At 66.3% G+C, this 18583-nt stretch carries 19 protein-coding genes and 1 rRNA gene; 10 read left to right on the top strand and 10 right to left on the bottom strand.

Going from position 1 to position 18583, the window contains the following annotated elements:
* Positions 1-12: 12 nt before the first annotated feature.
* Positions 13-1557: ribosomal RNA gene (locus ACXJJ8_RS13690) — 16S ribosomal RNA — on the bottom strand.
* A 489-nt stretch (positions 1558-2046) separates the two neighbouring features.
* Between ACXJJ8_RS13690 and ACXJJ8_RS13685 the strand changes: the two genes are divergently transcribed.
* Together ACXJJ8_RS13685 and ACXJJ8_RS13680 are read left to right on the top strand one after the other, a co-directional pair.
* Positions 2047-2502 carry a DUF192 domain-containing protein gene (locus ACXJJ8_RS13685; RefSeq protein WP_499031070.1) on the top strand — a complete coding sequence of 152 codons (456 nt, stop codon included), beginning with the start codon at positions 2047-2049 and terminating at the stop codon, positions 2500-2502.
* A 46-nt stretch (positions 2503-2548) separates the two neighbouring features.
* Positions 2549-3394 carry a SirB1 family protein gene (locus ACXJJ8_RS13680; RefSeq protein WP_499031068.1) on the top strand — a complete coding sequence of 282 codons (846 nt, stop codon included), beginning with the start codon at positions 2549-2551 and terminating at the stop codon, positions 3392-3394.
* 13 nt (positions 3395-3407) lie between these two features.
* Here ACXJJ8_RS13680 and ACXJJ8_RS13675 read toward each other — a convergent pair whose 3' ends face one another.
* Positions 3408-3596, bottom strand: a complete 189-nt coding sequence (locus ACXJJ8_RS13675; RefSeq protein WP_498962516.1) for a rubredoxin — start codon at positions 3594-3596, stop codon at positions 3408-3410.
* 84 nt (positions 3597-3680) lie between these two features.
* Here ACXJJ8_RS13675 and thiE point away from each other — a divergent pair, with 84 nt between their 5' ends.
* Genes thiE through ACXJJ8_RS13660 form a run of 3 tightly spaced genes read left to right on the top strand, consistent with a single transcriptional unit; the run spans position 3681 to position 6189 of the window.
* On the top strand, positions 3681-4298 hold the full coding sequence (gene thiE / locus ACXJJ8_RS13670; RefSeq protein ID WP_499031065.1) for a thiamine phosphate synthase: 618 nt from the start codon (positions 3681-3683) through the stop codon (positions 4296-4298).
* Entirely contained in the window at positions 4298-5581 is a 1284-nt protein-coding gene (hemL, locus tag ACXJJ8_RS13665) for a glutamate-1-semialdehyde 2,1-aminomutase (RefSeq protein WP_499031062.1), read from the top strand. Before thiE ends, hemL begins: the two co-directional genes overlap by 1 nt.
* Positions 5578-6189, top strand: a complete 612-nt coding sequence (locus ACXJJ8_RS13660) for an HAD-IA family hydrolase (RefSeq protein ID WP_499031060.1) — start codon at positions 5578-5580, stop codon at positions 6187-6189. Before hemL ends, ACXJJ8_RS13660 begins: the two co-directional genes overlap by 4 nt.
* Position 6190: 1 nt before the next feature.
* Here the strand turns inward: ACXJJ8_RS13660 and ACXJJ8_RS13655 are convergent, their stop codons facing one another.
* Positions 6191-6610, bottom strand: a complete 420-nt coding sequence (locus ACXJJ8_RS13655) for a VOC family protein (protein ID WP_499031058.1) — start codon at positions 6608-6610, stop codon at positions 6191-6193.
* Positions 6607-7422, bottom strand: a complete 816-nt coding sequence (locus ACXJJ8_RS13650; RefSeq protein ID WP_499031056.1) for an SDR family oxidoreductase — start codon at positions 7420-7422, stop codon at positions 6607-6609. The genes ACXJJ8_RS13655 and ACXJJ8_RS13650 overlap by 4 nt, the downstream gene beginning before the upstream one ends.
* A 53-nt stretch (positions 7423-7475) precedes the next feature.
* Here ACXJJ8_RS13650 and ACXJJ8_RS13645 point away from each other — a divergent pair, with 53 nt between their 5' ends.
* Positions 7476-9449 carry a bifunctional DedA family/phosphatase PAP2 family protein gene (locus tag ACXJJ8_RS13645; protein ID WP_499031054.1) on the top strand — a complete coding sequence of 658 codons (1974 nt, stop codon included), beginning with the start codon at positions 7476-7478 and terminating at the stop codon, positions 9447-9449.
* On the opposite strand, the gene ACXJJ8_RS13640 is transcribed toward ACXJJ8_RS13645, so the two are convergent.
* Genes ACXJJ8_RS13640 through ACXJJ8_RS13630 form a run of 3 tightly spaced genes read right to left on the bottom strand, consistent with a single transcriptional unit; the run spans position 9446 to position 11996 of the window.
* Positions 9446-10024, bottom strand: a complete 579-nt coding sequence (locus ACXJJ8_RS13640) for an LON peptidase substrate-binding domain-containing protein (RefSeq protein WP_499031052.1) — start codon at positions 10022-10024, stop codon at positions 9446-9448. The two genes, ACXJJ8_RS13645 and ACXJJ8_RS13640, sit on opposite strands and share 4 nt — an antisense overlap.
* Positions 10025-10033: 9 nt before the next feature.
* The gene (mpl, locus tag ACXJJ8_RS13635) at positions 10034-11398 is read right to left on the bottom strand and encodes a UDP-N-acetylmuramate:L-alanyl-gamma-D-glutamyl-meso-diaminopimelate ligase (RefSeq protein WP_499031049.1); all 1365 of its coding nucleotides are present in this window, start codon (positions 11396-11398) and stop codon (positions 10034-10036) included.
* 19 nt (positions 11399-11417) lie between these two features.
* Entirely contained in the window at positions 11418-11996 is a 579-nt protein-coding gene (locus ACXJJ8_RS13630; RefSeq protein WP_499031047.1) for an adenylate kinase, read from the bottom strand.
* A gap of 140 nt (positions 11997-12136) precedes the next feature.
* Between ACXJJ8_RS13630 and ACXJJ8_RS13625 the strand changes: the two genes are divergently transcribed.
* Together ACXJJ8_RS13625 and ACXJJ8_RS13620 are read left to right on the top strand one after the other, a co-directional pair.
* Positions 12137-13393 carry a 6-phosphofructokinase gene (locus tag ACXJJ8_RS13625; RefSeq protein WP_499031044.1) on the top strand — a complete coding sequence of 419 codons (1257 nt, stop codon included), beginning with the start codon at positions 12137-12139 and terminating at the stop codon, positions 13391-13393.
* A gap of 90 nt (positions 13394-13483) precedes the next feature.
* The gene (locus ACXJJ8_RS13620) at positions 13484-13957 is read left to right on the top strand and encodes a hypothetical protein (protein WP_499031113.1); all 474 of its coding nucleotides are present in this window, start codon (positions 13484-13486) and stop codon (positions 13955-13957) included.
* Between the two features lie 38 nt (positions 13958-13995).
* Here ACXJJ8_RS13620 and ACXJJ8_RS13615 read toward each other — a convergent pair whose 3' ends face one another.
* The gene (locus tag ACXJJ8_RS13615) at positions 13996-14511 is read right to left on the bottom strand and encodes a hypothetical protein (protein ID WP_499031042.1); all 516 of its coding nucleotides are present in this window, start codon (positions 14509-14511) and stop codon (positions 13996-13998) included.
* 189 nt (positions 14512-14700) lie between these two features.
* Here ACXJJ8_RS13615 and ACXJJ8_RS13610 point away from each other — a divergent pair, with 189 nt between their 5' ends.
* Positions 14701-16758 carry a sodium-translocating pyrophosphatase gene (locus ACXJJ8_RS13610; protein ID WP_499031039.1) on the top strand — a complete coding sequence of 686 codons (2058 nt, stop codon included), beginning with the start codon at positions 14701-14703 and terminating at the stop codon, positions 16756-16758.
* Between the two features lie 60 nt (positions 16759-16818).
* On the opposite strand, the gene ACXJJ8_RS13605 is transcribed toward ACXJJ8_RS13610, so the two are convergent.
* A complete protein-coding gene (locus tag ACXJJ8_RS13605; RefSeq protein WP_499031038.1) occupies positions 16819-17115 on the bottom strand; it encodes a putative quinol monooxygenase in 297 nt (98 codons plus the stop codon).
* 61 nt (positions 17116-17176) lie between these two features.
* Positions 17177-17878, bottom strand: coding sequence for an RNA polymerase sigma factor (locus ACXJJ8_RS13600; RefSeq protein WP_499031036.1), 702 nt, complete (start codon positions 17876-17878; stop codon positions 17177-17179).
* A 123-nt stretch (positions 17879-18001) separates the two neighbouring features.
* Here ACXJJ8_RS13600 and ppa point away from each other — a divergent pair, with 123 nt between their 5' ends.
* Complete coding sequence (ppa, locus tag ACXJJ8_RS13595) at positions 18002-18550, top strand: inorganic diphosphatase (protein ID WP_499031033.1); 549 nt, start codon at positions 18002-18004, stop codon at positions 18548-18550.
* Positions 18551-18583 lie beyond the last annotated feature (33 nt).

Raw genomic sequence — 18583 nt, 5'->3', positions numbered from 1 at the left:
TCTTTAGTCTCTAAAGGAGGTGATCCAGCCGCACCTTCCGATACGGCTACCTTGTTACGACTTCACCCCAGTCATCGGCCACACCGTGGCAAGCGCCCTCCCGAAGGTTAAGCTACCTGCTTCTGGTGCAACAAACTCCCATGGTGTGACGGGCGGTGTGTACAAGGCCCGGGAACGTATTCACCGCAGCAATGCTGATCTGCGATTACTAGCGATTCCGACTTCATGGAGTCGAGTTGCAGACTCCAATCCGGACTGAGAAAAGGTTTCTGGGATTGGCTCACCCTCGCGGGTTTGCAGCCCTCTGTCCTCTCCATTGTAGTACGTGTGTAGCCCTGGCCGTAAGGGCCATGATGACTTGACGTCATCCCCACCTTCCTCCGGTTTGTCACCGGCGGTCTCCCTAGAGTTCCCACCATTACGTGCTGGCAACTAGGGACAAGGGTTGCGCTCGTTGCGGGACTTAACCCAACATCTCACGACACGAGCTGACGACAGCCATGCAGCACCTGTCTCACGGTTCCCGAAGGCACCAATCCATCTCTGGAAAGTTCCGTGGATGTCAAGGCCAGGTAAGGTTCTTCGCGTTGCATCGAATTAAACCACATACTCCACCGCTTGTGCGGGCCCCCGTCAATTCCTTTGAGTTTCAGTCTTGCGACCGTACTCCCCAGGCGGCGAACTTAACGCGTTAGCTTCGATACTGAGTGCCTAGTTGCACCCAACATCCAGTTCGCATCGTTTAGGGCGTGGACTACCAGGGTATCTAATCCTGTTTGCTCCCCACGCTTTCGTGCCTCAGTGTCAGTGCTGGTCCAGGTAGTCGCCTTCGCCACGGATGTTCCTCCCGATCTCTACGCATTTCACTGCTACACCGGGAATTCCACTACCCTCTACCGCACTCTAGGTCGCCAGTTTCCAATGCCATTCCCAGGTTGAGCCCAGGGCTTTCACATCAGACTTAACGAACCACCTACGCACGCTTTACGCCCAGTAATTCCGAGTAACGCTTGCACCCTTCGTATTACCGCGGCTGCTGGCACGAAGTTAGCCGGTGCTTATTCTTCCGGTACCGTCATAACCCACGGGTATTAACCGCGAGCTTTTCTTTCCGGACAAAAGAGCTTTACAACCCGAAGGCCTTCTTCACTCACGCGGCATGGCTGGATCAGGCTTGCGCCCATTGTCCAATATTCCCCACTGCTGCCTCCCGTAGGAGTCTGGACCGTGTCTCAGTTCCAGTGTGGCTGATCATCCTCTCAGACCAGCTACGGATCGTCGCCTTGGTGGGCCTTTACCCCGCCAACTAGCTAATCCGACATGGGCTCATCCAGTCGCGCGACGCCTTGCGGTCCGCCGCTTTCACCTTCCGGTCGTATGCGGTATTAGCGTAAGTTTCCCTACGTTATCCCCCACGACAGGGCAGATTCCCATGTATTCCTCACCCGTCCGCCACTCGCCACCCACAGTATTGCTACTGCTGTGCTGCCGTTCGACTTGCATGTGTTAGGCCTGCCGCCAGCGTTCACTCTGAGCCAGGATCAAACTCTTCACTTAAGTTTTGCGGCTCGGACCGAAGTCCTCGCCAATTTCTTGAGTGCAGTCGTCGTCCCAGGCTCGAAATCACTCGCTGGCTCACAATTGCTTGTTTGCCATTTGAATTGACTTGTTGCTCTGTTACGAACGTCTGCAAGATGGACAACGTATCCACCCGCCAGACGCCCGCACAAGTCACCTGCGCACACTGTCAAAGATCAAGGGGATCGGCCTCAGCGCCTTCTCCCGTCCCCCGCCGCACCGAAGTGCCCGAGGGAGCCGCACATCATACAGCCCTCCCGGATTCCGTCAACACCCCGTGACGGGGTTTTTTTCGGTCCGCCGGGGCCGTTGAACAGGCACCCGTCGAAGGGGCGCGCATTGTGCATAAGGCTGCAGAGCTTGGGAAGGGGGTCTGCATAAAATTCGTTCAAATGCGCAGGGCCGCCGCCCTCTTGACGCGAGCGCCGGCCCTCACCGATGTTCAGCGCCCCTGAAGGAGACCCAACGATGCGCCCCCATCTGCGCCGAGCCGCCCTGCTGTCCGCTTCGCTCCTGCTGCTTGCCGGTTGCGCCAGCGCATCCGGGCCATGGGTCGAACTCAACGGCAAGCGCTACAACATCGAGATTGCCGACGACGACGCCGAGCGCGCGCGCGGCCTGATGTTCCGCGACGCGATGGACGCCGACCACGGCATGCTCTTCATCCATGAAGTGCAGGCGCCGCAGGCGTACTGGATGAAGAACACGCGCATCCCGCTCGACATCCTCTACTTCGACGACGCGCACAAGCTCGTGTCGATGCAGCGTGACGTACCGCCGTGTTCGCTCGGCGACCAGTGCCCGCCGTATCCGAGCGCCGCGCCGGCGCGCTACGTGCTGGAGCTCAACGCCGGCGAAGCGGCGAAACTCAAGCTGGAAACAGGCTCGGAATTGAAATTCGGGCCGGGCGTCGCACAACCCTGACCCGCGCGGACTTGCAACGAACGCAACGCAGTTGCAGGCTTGCGACATGCACGACCGCTTCCCGCTGCCCGACTGGAACGACCTCGCCGGTTCCGACGATCGCACGCTCCCGCTGCTGGGCACCGCGCTGCTGATCGCCCGCGACGAATATCCGCACCTCGACGCGGACCATTGCGACGCGCAACTGCAGGCTCACGTCGACCACCTGCGCGCACAGGTGGAGTCGGTCGAGCCCTGGCCGCAGAAGATGGCGGCGATCAACCGCCATCTGTTCGAGGAAGTCGGATACGCCGGCGACAGCGAGCACTACTACGACCCGCGCAACAGCTATCTCAACGAAGTTTTCGAACGGCGCCTGGGCAATCCGATTTCGCTCGCGCTCGTGCAGATCGAAGTCGCGCGACGACTGGGCATACCGCTGGACGGTGTGTCGTTCCCCGGGCATTTCCTCGTCCGGCTGCCGGTCGACGATGGCGTGCTGGTCATGGATCCGTTCAACCGCGGCCGCCCGCTCGATGAAGACGAACTGCGCCAGCGCGCACGCCCGCACCTCAATGGCGAAGCGCCGGACGACCGCGCATTGTTCCAGATCCTCAACCCCGCGACGCACCGCGCGATCCTGATGCGCGTGCTGCGCAACCTGCACGGTGTGTACGCCGAACGCGACGACTGGGAACGCGCCGCGCGCAGCGCCGACCGCATCCTGCGCCTGGTGGCCGACAACGCCGACGCCTTGCGCGACCGCGGCCTGGCGTACATGAAGATGGGGTATCGCCAGGGCGCACGCACGGATCTCGCGCGCTACCTGCAACTGAATCCCGAGGCGCAGGATGCCGGCCCGCTGCGCGAACGGCTGGTCGAACTCAGCAGCGGTCAGATGCGGATGAACTGACGCGCGCGGCGCGTCAAACCACCATCATTTCGAAGTCGTCCTTCGTGACGCCGCAATCCGGGCACGTCCACGTATCGGGCACGTCTTCCCAACGCGTGCCCGGCGCGATGCCTTCTTCGGGCAGCCCCTTCGCTTCGTCGTAGATGAAGCCGCAGACGACGCACATCCAGGTGCGGTAGGCGGTGGCGACGGCGTCGGTCATCGGAGTCCGTAGAATGCTGTTCTGTAGAAGCCGCCATTGTCCCACCGACGAGCCGGCTTCGGAAGCGCACGCCAGGGAAACCGCATGCAAGCCGGCCTGTACCTGATCACGCCCGACGAGGCGGACACCGAACGCCTCGTGGCGCGCGTGAAGCCGCTGCTGCCTTTTGCCGAACTCCTGCAATATCGCAACAAGACGGCCGATCCGGCGTTGCGCGGCGTGCAGGCCGCCGCGCTCGCGCCGTTGTGCCGCGCGGCGGGCGTCCCGTTCATCGTGAACGATGACGCACGCCTCGCCGCCAAGGTGAAGGCCAGCGGCGTGCACCTCGGCGAACACGACGGCACCGTCGCTGCTGCGCGCGCGATCCTCGGCCAGGCCGCGATCATCGGCGTCTCCTGCTACGACGACCTGCAGCGCGCGCATGCGGCGGCCGAGGCCGATGCCGACTACATCGCGTTCGGTGCCTTCTTCCCGTCCTCGACCAAACCCAATGCGCGCCGCGCGACGCCCGCGCTCCTTGCGTCCGCGGGTGCGCTTGGCTTGCCGATGGTGGCGATCGGCGGCATCACCCCCGACAATGCGCCTCCCCTGCTGGCCGCGGGCGCAGACCTGCTGGCGGTGGTCGGCGGCGTGTTCGATGCGCCCGACCCCGTCGCCGCCGCGCACGAATTCCGGTCGCTCTTCACCGCTTCGAGGCCCTGATGGACACCCGCCGATCGCAAGAACTGTTCGCCCGTGCGCAGCAACTGATGCCCGGCGGCGTGAATTCCCCCGTGCGCGCGTTCAAGTCAGTGGGCGGCGAACCGTTCTTCGTGCAGAGCGCGAAAGGCGCATACCTGGAAGACGTCGACGGCAACCGCTACATCGATTACGTCGGTTCCTGGGGCCCGATGATCGTCGGCCACAACCATCCCGACGTCCTCGCGGCCGTGATCGAAACCGCGCGCAACGGCCTGAGCTTCGGCACGCCGAATCCGCTGGAAGTCACGATGGCGCAAGCCATCTCGCGCCTCGTGCCGAGCTGCGAAATGGTGCGCATGGTGAATTCCGGCACTGAAGCGACGCTCTCCGCGATCCGCCTGGCACGCGGCGCCACCGGCCGCGCGCGCATCGTGAAATTCGAAGGCTGCTACCACGGCCACGGCGACAGCTTCCTCGTGAAGGCCGGCAGCGGCGCGCTCACCTTCGGCGTGCCGACCTCGCCGGGCGTTCCCAAGGCACTGGCCGACCTGACGCTCACGCTGCCGTACAACGATTTCGACGCGGCGACTGCGTTGTTCGACGAAACCGGCGACGACATCGCGGGCCTGATCATCGAACCGGTCGTCGGCAATGCGAACTGCCTTCCGCCGCGCGAAGGCTACCTGGAGCACCTGCGCGCGTTGTGCACGCGCCACGGGGCACTGCTCATCTTCGACGAAGTGATGACGGGTTTCCGCGTCGCGCTCGGTGGCGCGCAGCAGCGCTATGGCGTGGCGCCGGACCTGAGCACCTTCGGCAAGATCATCGGCGGCGGCATGCCCGTCGGCGCCTATGGTGGCCGCGCGGACCTGATGCGGCAGATCGCGCCGTCGGGCCCGATCTACCAGGCCGGCACGCTGAGCGGCAATCCGGTCGCGATGGCCGCGGGCCTGAAGATGCTGGAACTGATCCAGGCGCCGGGCTTCCACGATGCGCTGGAAGCGAAGACGCATGCGTTGTGCGACGGCTTGGAAAACGCCGCGCGCGAAGCCGGCGTGCCGTTCACGACGCAACGCGTCGGCGCGATGTTCGGCCTGTTCTTCAGCGCCGAAAAGGTCGACACCTACGCGCAGGCCATCGCCTGCGACACCGCGGCGTTCAACCGCTTCTTCCACGCGATGCTCGAACGCGGCATCTACCTTGCGCCCTCTGCGTTCGAAGCCGGCTTCATGTCCAGCGCACACGACGAGGCCGCCATCGCCGCGACCATCGACGCCGCGCGCGCCGCATTCAGGACCTTGTGATCGCCACGCCGCCGTCGCTGGTGCTGTTCGACCTCGACGGCGTGCTCGTGTCCTACTCGCACCAGATCCGCGTCGAAACGCTCGGCGCCGCGATCGGCCGGGCGCCCGACGCCGTGTTCTCCGCGCTGTTCGACACCGGCATCGAGCCGCGATACGACGCCGGCCTGATCGACGACGACGCCTACTTCTCCGCGTTGTCCGCAGCGTTGGGTTGCACGATCGAACGCCCGCAATGGCTCGCCGCCCGCAGCGCATCCATGCAATGCCTGCCGACCACGTGCGCGCGCATCGCTGCACTCGCCGGCCACGCCGATGTCGCCGTCCTCACGAACAACGGCCCGCTCGTCCTGGATTCGCTGCCGGCGCAGCTGACCGACGTCCTCCCGCGCGACCGCATCTTCTGCAGCAACGTCCTGGGCGTGGCGAAGCCGGCGCCGATCGCCTTCCTCCGCGTCGTCGAAACACTCGGCCATGCGCCGGGACGCACCCTGTTCCTCGACGATAATTTCGCCAACGTGCAGGGCGCACGCAGCGCCGGCCTGCAGGCCGAACAAGTCCATGCACCCGGCGAAATCGCCGGCATCCTGCGCGATTACGGCCTGGACTGACTCACCAGGAACCGGTGTTGGGCATCGACACCCACGGTTCGGTCGGCGGCAGATGCCCCTCCTGCAGCAACTCGATCGACACCTTGTCCGGCGATTTCACGAACGCCATGTGTCCATCGCGCGGCGGGCGATGGATCGTGTAGCCCATCGACTGCAACCGTTCGCATGTCGCGTAGATGTCGGGCACGCGAAATGCGAGGTGCCCGAAGTTGCGTGCACTCCCGTAATCCTCGTCCGAGCCCCAGTTGTAGGTCAGCTCGATTTCCGCATTCGGTGTTTCGTCGGCGGCGAGGAACACGAGCGTGTACTTGCCCGCCTCGTTCTCCATGCGGCGCGTTTCGCGCAAGCCAAGGCCATCGACGAAGAAACGCAGCGTCGCGTCGAGGTCGTGGACGCGGATCATCGTGTGCAGGTATTTCACAGGAACAAGTCCGGCAGCGGCGTCTGGGAAGGATCGACGGCGTAGGGCGAGAACTCGGTGACGCCGGCTTCGCGCAACACGTCTTCGTCGAGCAGGAAGCGGCCGTGGAAGCCGCGCGCCTCGCGCACGAGCACCGCATGCGCGGCATCGGCGACGATTTCCGGCTTGCGGCAGCGCGCCATGTCGATTCCGGGAATCATGTTGAGCGCATCGGTGCCGATGATCGTGCGCGGCCACAATGCGTTCACGGCGACGCCCTGCGGCCCGAACTCCGCGGCCAGGCCGATCGTCACGAAGCTCATGCCCATTTTCGCCAGCGTGTAGCCGGTATGCGGGCCCCACCATTTCGGATCCAGGCTCGGCGGCGGCGCAAGGGTGAGGATGTGCGGGTTGTCCGACTTCACCAGGTGCGGCAGGCAGGCCTGCGCGCACAGGAAGCTGCCGCGCGCGTTGACTTGCTGCATCAGGTCGAAGCGTTTCATCGGCGTGTCGAGCGTGCCGCGCAACCAGATCGCGCTCGCGTTGTTCACGAGGATGTCGATGCCGCCGAAGGCCGCAACCGTCGCGGCGACGGCCGCCTGCACCTGGTCTTCTTCCCGGATGTCGCAACGCAGGGCCAGGCCCTTGCCGCCCAGCGCGTCGACTGCGGCCGCGGCGGCGTGGATGGTGCCCGGCAATTTCGGATTGGGCACCGTGGACTTCGCGGCGATGGCGACATTCGCGCCATCGGCCGCCGCGCGACGCGCGATGGCAAGCCCGATTCCGCGCGAAGCACCGGTGATGAAGAGTGTCTTGCCTGCGAGCGTTGGCATCGTCCGTCACCGCTACGTTCTGGAACCGTCATTCTGCTCCCTATAATTGGCCCATGCCCACCCACTGGCTCGAGGCCACCATCGCCTGGATCACCGCGCACCCGCGCGCGGCCGGGTTGTTGATCTTCGCGATCGCCTTCTGCGACGCATTGGCGGTCATCGGCATCGTGGTGCCGGCCTCCCCCCTGTTGTTCGCGGTCGGCACGATGGTCGGCCTCGGGCATATCGACGGGATCTATGCGATCACGTGCGCCTCCGCCGGCGCGTTCGCGGGCGATGCGCTGAGTTTCTGGATCGGCCATCGCTACGGCGCGCAGATGCGCGGTTTGTGGTTGTTCCGCCGCTATCCGCAATTGCTCGATCGTGGCGAACGCGTGTTCCGCCGGCACGGCAGCAAGGGCATCGTGATCGCGCGCTTCGTCGGTGCGGTGCGGCCCTTCGTGCCGGCGATCGCGGGCATGTTGCGCATGCCCTTGCGCCGCTACGCGCCGATGAGCGTGGTCGCGGCAGTCCTGTGGGCCGTGACGTATCTCGCCCCGGGCTGGATCTTCGGAAAGTCGTACGAGGCCGTGGCCGCGGTCGCCGACAGGCTGGCGCTCGTGGTCCTCGCACTCATCGCGGCGTTGCTGCTGGTCTGGGCCGTCGTGTTGTACACGTGGCGGTGGTTCTCGCGCCACGCCGATCGCCTGCTCGCACGTGCATTGAAGTGGACGCGCGCGCATCCGCACCTGGGGCGTTACGCCGGTTCGCTGATCGATCCCAACCGGCCCGAATCGGCCTCGCTGCTGATCCTCGCCGTGTGGCTGTTCGCGATCGCCTGGGCGTGGGGTGCGTTGCTCGCGTTGTTGTGGGCGCGCGGCGGGCCGCTGCTGCTCGACCACACCGTGCGCGACGCGATGGCTGCGCTGCGCAATCCGCTCGCCGATCGCATGATGGCGGCGTTCGACACGCTCGGCGATGCGATCGTGCTGGGCCCCGCGGCCCTCGCGGCGTTGCTGTGGTTGTTGTTCCGCAGGCGATGGATCGCGGCGGCGCACTGGGTGGCGGCGCTCGCGTTCGGCTTCGCGTTGACCTCGGGCCTGGCGTGGTTGTTGCCGGGCGATGCGCAGGGCACCGCGTTCGGCGTGCCTTCGGTCGAAGTCACGATGGCGACGATCACCTTCGGTTTCCTCGCCGTGCTGATCGCGCGCGAACTGCCGGGCCGCGACCGCCAATGGCCGTACATGATCGGCGGCGCCATCACCACGCTGCTCGGCTTTTCCGAGTTGTACCTCGGCGCGCATTGGCTCAGCGATGTCATCGGCGGGATGTTGTTCGGCATCGTGTGGGTGTTGGTGCTGGGAATCGCGTATCGGCGGCACGTCGCGCGCTCGTTCTGGATGCGGCCGCTCGCGCTCGGGTTCTACGGCGTGTTCGCGATCGCGGCGCTGTGGCACGCACCGCGCAGCATCGAAGCGACGCTCGCCGAACACGCGCCTGCGCCGCCGCCGCGCACGCTTGCGCTCGATGCCTGGTGGTCCTCGGCCTGGACGCAGCTGCCCGCGCAGCGCACCGAGAGCGATCCGCTGCGCCGCTGGGCGCTGGACCTCCAATACGCCGGGTCGGCAGGCGCATTGCAGCGACGCCTCGAGTCGCGCGGCTGGCGCGTACAAGCGCAGGCGGGCTGGATCGCGACGCTCGGCCTGCTCGACGACGACAAGACGCCTGCGCAGCAACCGGTGCTGCCCGCGACGCTCGATGGACGTCCCGAAGCCTTGCTGATGCGGCGCGCCCTCGGCCCGAACGATGCGCTCGTGCTGCGCCTGTGGCTCGCGCCGGAACAATTGCAGGGCGCGACGCCGCTGTGGATCGGCGCGACGCAGCAGATGCATTATTCGCGGCCGCTCCGTTATTTCGGCCTGTGGCGCCCCGTGGCCGATGGCGGCGCGTCGCACGCCGAACTGGTGCAAGACCTCGCAGGTTTGCCGCAACACTCCGGGCCGCATCCCGCCAGCGCGCTACCCGTGTTGCGCGTGCGCGAACGCTAGCTGATCCAGCGCAGCATCCAATCCAGGCGTGCGTGCGGGTCGTCCATCTGCAACAGCGCCTGGCGCTGCGATTCCTGCAGCGGCAGCAATTCGGCGAGGCGCCAGCCGACCCACGAGGCTTCGTCCATGCGCGCCGCCGGTGGGTTGGCGTATTCGCCGCCGACCTGTTCGAGGATGCGTTCGAGGATCAGGCCCATCGTCGCGTGCTCGGGGTGCAGCTCGTCGTCGGGATCGAATTCGCACCAGTCGACATCCGCGAGCAGCAGGCCATTGTCGCGCACGTGGGTGGTGTCGACGCGGAAGCGCCGGCCGCCGCGGATGCGCAGGTGCAACAGGCCGTCGTCGCCGGTCGTGAAATCCTCGATGCGCGCCTGGGTGCCGAATTTCGCCGGCGTCGCCGGCGCGCCGACTTCATCGCCGATCAGGATCAGGCACACGCCGAAGCCGCGCGATTCGCGCGTGCATTCGCGCACCAGGTCGAGGTAGCGGCGTTCGAAGACGCGCAGCGAAAGCGTCGCGCCCGGCAACAGGACGCTATGGAGCGGGAACAGGCCGAGCGTCGGCGAGGTGGGCATGACGGCGGCTCAATGACCCGCGAGCGCGGCGAGGAAACGCCGCGGCGCGCCGTCGAAGCCCCCGTTCGACATGAACACCACGTGGTCGCCCGCGCGCACATGCGTGCGCAGGTCCGCGATCAGCGTGTCGACGTCGGGCGCGGTCACGCCCTCGCCCTTCAGGCCGGCGACCACCTTGCCGGCATCCCATTGCAGTTCCGGCCGATGCAGGAAGACGACGACGTCCGCGCCATCCAGCGAAGGCGCGAGCGCATCGGCATGCGCGCCCAGTCGCATCGAATTGCTCCGCGGCTCCATCGCCACCACGATGCGCGCACCCCCGACGCGTGCCCGCAATCCGGCCAGCGTGGTCGCGATCGCGGTGGGGTGGTGCGCGAAATCGTCGTACACGGTGATCCCGCGCGCATCGCCGATCACTTCCATCCGGCGCTTCACGCTGCGAAAGCGCGCGAGCGAGGCGAGGACCGTCGAGACGTCGATACCGACTGCATTCACTGCAGCGAGCGCGGCCAGCGCGTTCATGACGTTGTGCCGGCCGAGCAAGGGCCAATGCACGTCGCCGATCGCGCGGCCGCGATGCACGACGGTGAAGTGGCTGCCGTCGTCGGCGCGCAGCTTCGCGCTCCAGTCGAACGCATCGCCGAACAGGCCGAAGGTCTCCACCGGCGTCCAGCAGCCCATTTCCAGCACTTCGGTGAGGTGCTTGTCTTCGCCGTTGACGATCAAACGCCCGCGGCGCGGCACCGTGCGCACGAGATGGTGGAATTGGCGCTGGATGGCCGCGACATCGGGAAAGATGTCGGCGTGGTCGAATTCGAGATTGTTGAGGATCGCGACCGTCGGCCTGTAGTGCACGAACTTCGAGCGTTTGTCGAAGAACGCCGTGTCGTATTCGTCGGCCTCGACCACGAACTCGCGGCCCGTGCCCACGCGCGCGGAGACGCCGAAATCCTCCGCCACGCCGCCGATCAAGAAGCCCGGCGCGCGGCCCGCGTTTTCGAGCAGCCAGGTGAGGATGGTGGTCGTGGTCGTCTTGCCGTGCGTGCCGGCGACGGCGAGCGTTTCGCGGCCCGGCAGCACGCGTTCGCTCAGCCACTGCGCGCCGGAGATGTAGCGCCGGCCTTCGTCGAGCACCGCTTCCACCGCGGGATTGCCACGCGAGAGCGCGTTGCCGACGATGATCTCGTCGCAGTCCCCCGAGATATGTTCGGGCGCGTAACCCTGGCGCAGTGCGATGCCGAGGTGTTCGAGCTGCGTGGACATCGGCGGATAGACCGCCTGGTCGCTGCCTTCGACTTCATGCCCGAGCTCGCGCGCGAGCGCGGCGACGCCGCCCATGAACGTACCGGCGATGCCGAGGATGTGGACTTTCAATGCAACTCCCGTGCGGGGCTCAGCCCACTTCCTTGACCGGCGCGATCGCCTCGAGGATGCGGGTGAACACCTCGTCCAGCGAACCGACACCGTCGACGACGGTGAGTTGGCCGTGCTGGCGGTAGTAATCGATCACCGGCGCGGTGGAGGCGGTGTAAACCTCCAGGCGCTTGCGCACCGCGTCGGGGCTGTCGTCGGCGCGGCCTTCGGCCTTCGCGCGGCCGGCGATGCGTTCGACCAGCAATTCGGTCGGGCATTCCAGCTGCACCGCATAGTCGAACGGCGCCTTCAGGCGGCCGAGCAACGCATCCAGCGCGTCGGCCTGCGCCAGGTTGCGCGGATAACCGTCGAGGATGAAACCGTTGCGCGTGTCGGGGCGCGAGAAGCGGTCCTCGAGCATGCCGAGCAGGATCGCATCGGACACCAATTCGCCGCGCGCCATGACTTCCTTCGCTTCCAGGCCGAGCGGACTGCCGGCCGCGACTTCCGCGCGCAACAGGTCGCCGGTCGAAATATGCGGCACCTGCAGGTGCTCTTTCAGGCGGGTCGCCTGCGTGCCCTTGCCCGAACCGGGCGCGCCCAACAAGACCAATCGCATCCAGGACTCCCGAGAAAGCCATTCCATGTCGGCCGCGACGCGTTGACAGGGGGCGGCGCTACACTCGCCCGCCCACTCCCACGCATGCCGCCGTTTCGTCGGGCACTTTACCCCAACCCGGCCCCGGCCCACGACCTCACATGGCCAACGGAACCCTGCTGTACGCCCAGTCGGGCGGCGTCACCGCCGTCATCAACGCCACCGCGTCGGCCGTCATCACGGCCGCCCGCGCCCGCAAGGTGAAGGTGCTGGCCGCGCGCAACGGCATCCTCGGCGCATTGCGCGAGGACCTGATCGACACCTCGAAGGAGCCGTTGTCGGCCATCCGCGCCCTCGCCCATACGCCGGGCGGGGCGTTCGGCTCGTGCCGCGTGAAGCTCAAATCGCTGGAGGCCGACCGCGCGCGCTACGCGCGCTTGCTCGAAGTGTTCAAGGCGCACGACGTGCGGTGGTTCCTTTACAACGGCGGCAACGATTCGGCCGACACCGCGTTGAAGGTCTCGCGCCTGGCCGAAGAATTCGGATACCCGCTGACCTGCATCGGCGTGCCGAAGACGATCGACAACGACCTGGCGGTCACCGATTGCTGCCCGGGCTTCGGCTCGGCGGCCAAGTACACCGCGGTCTCGATCCGCGAATGCGCGCTCGACGTGGCCGCGATGGCCGACACCTCGACCAAGGTCTTCGTGTACGAAGCGATGGGCCGCCACGCGGGCTGGCTGGCAGCGGCCGCGGGTCTGGCCGGACAGGGCCCGAACGATGCACCGCACATCATCCTGTTCCCGGAGCGCCCGTTCGAAGAAGCGGCATTCTTCGCCGAAGTGAAGAAGACGGTCGAACGCGTGGGGTATTGCGTCGTCGTCGCGAGCGAAGGCATCCGCACGGCCGACGGCACGTTCGTCGCCGACGCCGGCGGCGGCAAGGACGCCTTCGGCCACACGCAACTCGGTGGCGTCGCCTCGCACCTGGCCGCGCGCGTGAAGGACACGCTCGGCTACAAGGTGCATTGGACCCTGCCCGATTACCTGCAGCGCTCGGCGCGCCATGTCGCGTCGAAGACGGATCTCGAACAGGCGCAGGCCGTTGGAAAGGCCGCCGTCGACTACGCGCTGAAGGGCATGAACGCGATGATGCCCGTGATCCAGCGCATGGCCGAAAATCCGTACCGCTGGAAGGTCATGCCCGCGAAGCTGGAAGACATCGCCAACCACGAAAAGACGATGCCCGCCAATTTCCTGCGCAAGGATGGTTACGGGATCACGACCGCCGCGCGCCGCTACCTCGAACCGCTGATCCGCGGCGAAGCGCCCCCGCCGTATGGGCGCGACGGGTTGCCGAAGTACGTCGTGCTGAAGAATGTCGCGGTGAAGAAGCAGTTGCCCGGGTTCGAAGGCTGAAGCGATGGGCGTGACCGACGGCGTTCACACTGCACGATGAATGCGCGGGGTTAGGCTCCCCTCTTCCCAAGGTTGAGCAAGGAGCCGCCCATGTCCCATCGCATCCTGAAATGCATCGCCGTCCTGGTATTTGCGGCGGCGGCGCTGCCGGCGTTCGCGCAGAAGGTCAAGATCGAAAACCAGGGGCAGGCCGCGGTCGATGAGGCCGCGCACGAGCTCAACGCCGCGGCGGTCGAGCAGGACATCGGCAAGGCGCCGGCCGGCAAGGCGCAGGTGGTGTTCTTCCGCTCGGCGACCTCGCCCGGCGATCCGATCGGCGTGCGCGACGCCGCCGGTGGCATGTCGCTGATCGACATCGAACCGGGCATGTACTTCAAGTCCACTCCGCCGCCGGGTCCGCGTGCTTACGCGACCGCCGACACCGGCCCGTTCTCGATGGACCTGGATGCCGGTCGCACGTACTACGTGCAGGTGATCCGGAAGCGGGGCGGTGCCGCGCAGTTGATTCGATCGAGCGCGGAGAAGTTCATGCGCGCGGGGAATGCGAACAAGGCAACGGATTGAAGCGACGCTCCCCGCCAGCAAGGCTGGCGGGGAGAAGGTCATTTGCCGCAGGCCTTTCCTTCAACGGCCATGGCCACCGCGAACATCGGAACAGACGGCGCCTTGGCCCGCGCCTTGTCCGTCGCGTCCTTCAGGTAGATCCGCGAACGCCCCTGCGCATCGAGGTCCGGCGGCGTGGCGTCGGCCGGTTTGCGCCACACGCGCACGACGGCTTCCTGCGACGGGCACGACGCGCTCGGCACGCGGATCACGTCGTTGAAGATCCATCCTTCCTTCGTCGAAGGCTTCACCTTCGCCGCATCCACCAGGCGTGCACGCGGCTGGCAGTTGGCGCTGGTGCGCGCCAGCGTGAACTTGTACGGGTCCGCCGCCTGGCCAGTGAACTGGCCTTCGATGCGCGCGCAGGCTTCGGGAATCGTGCGCAGCGTGTGCGCCTTCCCGTCGGCCTGCGCCGTCGATGCCTGGCGCGTGATTTCGGGTTTTGGGTCCTGCGCCGCGCACGCCAGGCAAGGCGCGAGGGCAAGCAGCAGCAGCGAGCGTAGGGGGAAGCGCATCGTGTCTCCGGGGGGCGCGATTCAAGGGCGGCAGGCTGGCATGCGCGGTCTGAACACCGGCTCACGGCACGCGGCCGCGCGGCTGTGCGATAGTCGGGCCGTTGCCGCCAAGTTCCACTGTTTTTGACGCGGCGCAACAACAATCCATCGAGTTCATCCGTCATCCCATTGTCGCCCCGGGGAGGGTTCATGCTGGAGCAGTACGGTTTGATCCTGGCGCTGTCCTGCGCCGTCGTCGCCATCCTGTACGGACTGTGGTCCGCTTCATGGATCAACTCTCGCCCCGCCGGCAACCAGCGCATGCAGGAGATCGCCGGCGCGATCCAGGAAGGCGCACGCGCTTACCTCAATCGGCAATACATGACGATCGCGATGGCGGGCGTCGTGCTCTTCGTCCTCATCGGCTTCTTCCTCGGTTGGCATACGGCGATCGGCTTCCTGATCGGCGCGGTGCTGTCCGGTGCGGCGGGCTACATCGGCATGAACGTGTCGGTGCGCGCCAACGTGCGCACCGCCGAAGCCGCGCGCAGCGGCATCGGTCCGGCGATGGACGTCGCGTTCCGCGGCGGTGCGATCACCGGGATGCTCGTCGTCGGCCTCGGCCTGCTCGGCGTCGCCGGTTACTACATGATCCTGCTGCAGATGGGCCTGCCGGAAGAACGCGCGCTGCATGCGCTCGTGGGCCTCGCGTTCGGCGCTTCGCTGATTTCGATCTTCGCGCGCCTCGGCGGCGGCATCTTCACCAAGGGCGCCGACGTCGGCGCCGACCTGGTGGGCAAGGTCGAAGCGGGAATTCCCGAAGACGACCCGCGCAACCCCGCGGTCATCGCCGACAACGTCGGCGACAACGTGGGCGACTGCGCGGGCATGGCGGCGGACCTGTTCGAAACCTACGCGGTCACCATCATCGCCACGATGCTCCTCGGCGGCCTGATGGCCACCGAAGCCGGGACGCACGCGGTGCTGTATCCGCTGGTGCTCGGCGGCGTGTCGATCATCGCGTCGATCATCGGCGCGTTCTTCGTCAAGGTGAAGGCCGGCGGTTCGATCATGGGCGCGCTCTATCGCGGCGTCATCGTCTCGGCGGTGCTCGCGGCGATCGCGTTCTACCCGATCACGCAGAACCTGATGGGCGACTTCGCGCAGGGTTCGCTGAACCTGTATTACTGCGCGCTCATCGGCCTGGTGCTCACCGGCGCGATCGTGTGGATTACCGAGTACTACACCGGCACGCAGTTCAAGCCGGTGCGGCACGTCGCGCAAGCCTCGACCACCGGCCACGGCACCAACATCATCGCGGGCCTGGGCGTGTCGATGAAGTCGACCGCGCTGCCGGTCGTCGCGGTGTGCCTGGCGATCTGGCTCGCCTTCCACTTCGGTGGCCTGTATGGCATCGCGATCGCCGCCACCTCGATGCTGTCGATGGCGGGCATGATCGTCGCGCTCGACGCCTATGGCCCGATCACCGACAACGCGGGCGGCATCGCCGAGATGGCCGAACTTCCTCCGGAAGTGCGCGCCGTGACCGATCCGCTCGATGCGGTCGGCAACACGACCAAGGCGGTGACGAAGGGTTACGCGATCGGCTCGGCCGCGCTCGCCGCGCTCGTGCTGTTCGCCGACTACACGCACAACCTCAACATCGCCGGTGCCGCCAAGGCCGCGGCGGCGGGTGTGTCGTTCGAGGCGTATCGCTTCGACCTGTCCGACCACGAGGTGATCATCGGCCTGCTGATCGGTGGCCTGATCCCGTACCTGTTCGGCGCGATGGCGATGGAAGCGGTCGGCCGCGCGGCCGGTGCGGTGGTGGAGGAAGTGCGCCGCCAGTTCCGCGACATCCCCGGCATCATGCAGGGCACGGGCAAGCCGCAGTACGACAAGGCGGTCGACATGCTCACGCGTTCGGCGATCAAGGAAATGATCGTGCCCTCGTTGCTGCCCGTCGCCGTGCCCGTCGTGGTCGGCCTGCTGCTCGGCCCGAAGGCGTTGGGCGGCGTGCTGATCGGCACGATCGTCACCGGCCTGTTCGTCGCCATCTCGATGACGACCGGCGGCGGCGCGTGGGACAACGCGAAGAAGTACATCGAGGACGGCAACTTCGGCGGCAAGGGCTCCGAGGCGCACAAGGCCGCGGTGACCGGCGATACCGTCGGCGATCCCTACAAGGACACTGCCGGCCCGGCCGTCAACCCGCTGATCAAGATCATCAACATCGTCGCGTTGCTGATGGTGCCGTTGCTCAACTGACGGCGATATGTGGCATGCGATACGGACGGCGGCCTTCGGGCCGCCGTTTTGTTTTTGCGGTCAGTTCTTCGCGGCCATCAAATCGATCTTGTCGATCGTCGGCGGCATGGCGAGCAGACGATCCGCGTTGTCCATCAGCGCCTTCGCGATCTGTCCCTGCAGGTGCGCCTCGCGCCCGTGTTCGTCCTCGAAGGTATCGAAGATGCCGAAGGAGGTCGGACCGGAGCGGAACGCATACCAGGTTCGCGTTTCGTGTTCGCCCTGCGCGATCGGCAACGCCCCGGCGAGCAGCGTCGCCACCTCGCGTTCCATGCCGGGCTTTGCCTCGAGTTTGGCGAGCAAACCGTACTTCAGCATGGCGGGGACTCCGGCGTGGGGAACCCGACGCTAGCAGGCGATACGTTGTTTCCGCGTCGAATCAATCGCGCAGGCGCGCGTCGATCCGCTCGAGCACGCCGTTGGTCATGCGGTCGCAACGCGCGCCAAGGAAGGGGAAGGCATCGGTCATCGTCGTGGCGAGGCGGTCGTGCAGCGCCGTGCGCAGCATCCGGCGCGCGCGATGCAGGCGCGTCTTCACCGTTTCAGGCTTGAGGCCCAGGCTCGCCGCGGTGTCCTCGACGCTGCACTCCTCGATCTCACGCATCACGAACACCAGGCGGAACGGCTCGGGCAACGCGTCCACCGCATGTTCGAGCAGGCGACGGATTTCGCTGCGCGCGGCGCTCGCGGCGGGGTCTTCGCTTCCGAAACGCGACGGGAATGCAATCACGCGCCCTCCTTGCTGCAGCGCTTCGATGGCGTCGAACTCGACCGTGGGCTTGCGCGCTCGCAAGCGGCCGTTGGCTTCGTTGAGGACGATGCGGGTGAGCCAGGTCGCCAGCGAGGCCTCGCCGCGGAAATCGGCCAGGTGTTCGAAGGCCGAGACGTAGGCGGCCTGTACCACGTCCTCGGCTTCGGCATCCTCGTGCACCGCGCCCCGCGCGATGCGGAACAGGCGCCGATTGCAGCGCTGCATGATCTGGCGGAAGGCTTCCCGCCGGCCGGCGCGCGCGAGCGCCACCAGGGTGGCGTCGTCGAGCTTCGCGAAATCGACCAGGGGGCCGTGATCCTGCGGAACCATGTGGTTTCTCCCGTCCTTTTCCATCCGATGCGCCGGAAGGCGGGAGGTTCCCGCCTATAATCCGCGCCCTCACTTCCCCCGCCGGCCCCCATGGGCCGCGCCAGCACGTCGGAGCAACACGCAATGGGCCTGGACCTCGTCCCCACCGGCAAGAACCCGCCGGACGAAATCAACGTCATCATCGAGATCCCGAAGGACGCCGAACCGGTGAAATACGAGGTCGACAAGGCCTCCGGTGCCATTTTCGTCGATCGCGTGCTGTCCACGCCGATGCGCTATCCCTGCAATTACGGCTACGTGCCCCACACCCTCTGCGGCGACGGCGATCCCGCGGACGTGCTCGTGTTGATGCCCCTGCAGCTGATCCCCGGTTCAGTCATCCGCGTGAGGCCGGTCGGCGTGCTGCGGATGCAGGACGAAGCCGGCAACGACGAAAAGATCCTCGCTGTCCCGGTCACCAAGGTGTACCCGGGTTACGCGCATATCGAAGGCCTGGACGACGTCCCGCAGCATTGGCGCGACCGCATCGCGTACTTCTTCGAGCACTACAAGGACCTGGAACAGGGCAAGTGGGTGAAGCTCGACGGCTGGGGCGACACCGCCGAAGCAAAGCAGATCATTGTCGACTCGATCGCGCGTTACAACGAAAGCGAAGAGAAGCCGAATTTCTGATCGGCGATCAAGGGGGCGCTCCGGCGCCCCTTT

The sequence above is a fragment of the Lysobacter sp. P5_C4 genome (assembly GCF_054049695.1).
This window is presented reverse-complemented; position numbering and strand designations above follow the sequence as displayed.

Bases quoted from the DNA above. Each gene is read 5' to 3' on its own strand.
- ACXJJ8_RS13685 (WP_499031070.1), top strand. From the start codon at position 2,047: ATGCGCCCCCATCTGCGCCGAGCCGCCCTGCTGTCCGCTTCGCTCCTG.
- ACXJJ8_RS13680 (WP_499031068.1), top strand. From the start codon at position 2,549: ATGCACGACCGCTTCCCGCTGCCCGACTGGAACGACCTCGCCGGTTCC.
- ACXJJ8_RS13675 (WP_498962516.1), bottom strand. From the start codon at position 3,596: ATGACCGACGCCGTCGCCACCGCCTACCGCACCTGGATGTGCGTCGTC.
- thiE (WP_499031065.1), top strand. From the start codon at position 3,681: ATGCAAGCCGGCCTGTACCTGATCACGCCCGACGAGGCGGACACCGAA.
- hemL (WP_499031062.1), top strand. From the start codon at position 4,298: ATGGACACCCGCCGATCGCAAGAACTGTTCGCCCGTGCGCAGCAACTG.
- ACXJJ8_RS13650 (WP_499031056.1), bottom strand. From the start codon at position 7,422: ATGCCAACGCTCGCAGGCAAGACACTCTTCATCACCGGTGCTTCGCGC.
- ACXJJ8_RS13645 (WP_499031054.1), top strand. From the start codon at position 7,476: ATGCCCACCCACTGGCTCGAGGCCACCATCGCCTGGATCACCGCGCAC.
- ACXJJ8_RS13640 (WP_499031052.1), bottom strand. From the start codon at position 10,024: ATGCCCACCTCGCCGACGCTCGGCCTGTTCCCGCTCCATAGCGTCCTG.
- ACXJJ8_RS13630 (WP_499031047.1), bottom strand. From the start codon at position 11,996: ATGCGATTGGTCTTGTTGGGCGCGCCCGGTTCGGGCAAGGGCACGCAG.
- ACXJJ8_RS13625 (WP_499031044.1), top strand. From the start codon at position 12,137: ATGGCCAACGGAACCCTGCTGTACGCCCAGTCGGGCGGCGTCACCGCC.
- ACXJJ8_RS13620 (WP_499031113.1), top strand. From the start codon at position 13,484: ATGTCCCATCGCATCCTGAAATGCATCGCCGTCCTGGTATTTGCGGCG.
- ACXJJ8_RS13615 (WP_499031042.1), bottom strand. From the start codon at position 14,511: ATGCGCTTCCCCCTACGCTCGCTGCTGCTGCTTGCCCTCGCGCCTTGC.
- ACXJJ8_RS13610 (WP_499031039.1), top strand. From the start codon at position 14,701: ATGCTGGAGCAGTACGGTTTGATCCTGGCGCTGTCCTGCGCCGTCGTC.
- ACXJJ8_RS13605 (WP_499031038.1), bottom strand. From the start codon at position 17,115: ATGCTGAAGTACGGTTTGCTCGCCAAACTCGAGGCAAAGCCCGGCATG.
- ACXJJ8_RS13600 (WP_499031036.1), bottom strand. From the start codon at position 17,878: ATGGTTCCGCAGGATCACGGCCCCCTGGTCGATTTCGCGAAGCTCGAC.
- ppa (WP_499031033.1), top strand. From the start codon at position 18,002: ATGGGCCTGGACCTCGTCCCCACCGGCAAGAACCCGCCGGACGAAATC.